Genomic DNA, 630 nt, shown 5'->3' with positions numbered 1-630 from the left:
GGCCGCAAGCGCGGCCTTTTATTATAAGCGTGATATCAGCGTTTTTCGCTTACCCAAACCGTAATGGTTCCTTCGACGACCACGGTGCCTTCGACGTTATACGCCTTAACAGAAATAGGTAAATCACCTGGCTTCCATGCGTCAGCTGGCACTTCTGCTACACAACGAATATCTGAGTCTGCTTTCGCCGGATACTTTACTTCCATACCTTTTGGGATCCACCTAAGGTTTTTAGGTATGGATGCTTCACACATGAACCCCATGGCCATTTCCAGACCATTGCAAATAGCAATAACGTGAACCGTTCCAATGTGATTTTCTACCGCTTTACGTTTACTAATAAGCACTTCACAGTAGTTTGGTTTAATGTCTGAGATAAGTGGTGAAACGGTAGAAAAGTAAGGTGCCCTGCGCGCTGAGTACCAGCTAAATAGCTTCTTGCCAAAGGGCAGCTTCATAAATTTGTTATATGTATTTAGTACGTAATTCTTTGACATAGTTGTTCACGCTGATAGTTGGGAGCTTTTTATCTTTCGAGTGATTATTAAATCTGCGCCACTGATTAGACCAGAGGAAGTTACATTAACATAATCCCAACGAAGTAGTGATGCAAATAAATTCCTATTTAGA

General features: G+C 42.1%; 1 protein-coding gene. It reads right to left on the bottom strand.

The features are described 5' to 3' along the window. Positions 1-35 precede the first annotated feature (35 nt). Complete coding sequence (locus tag ACFI6L_RS20275) at positions 36-497, bottom strand: hotdog fold domain-containing protein (protein WP_462574705.1); 462 nt, start codon at positions 495-497, stop codon at positions 36-38. Between the last annotated feature and the right edge of the window lie 133 nt (positions 498-630).

This window comes from Alteromonas sp. G4i35 (genome assembly GCF_054960375.1).
The sequence above is the reverse complement of the archived record's forward strand: the minus strand, read 5'-3'. Positions and strand labels throughout refer to the sequence as shown.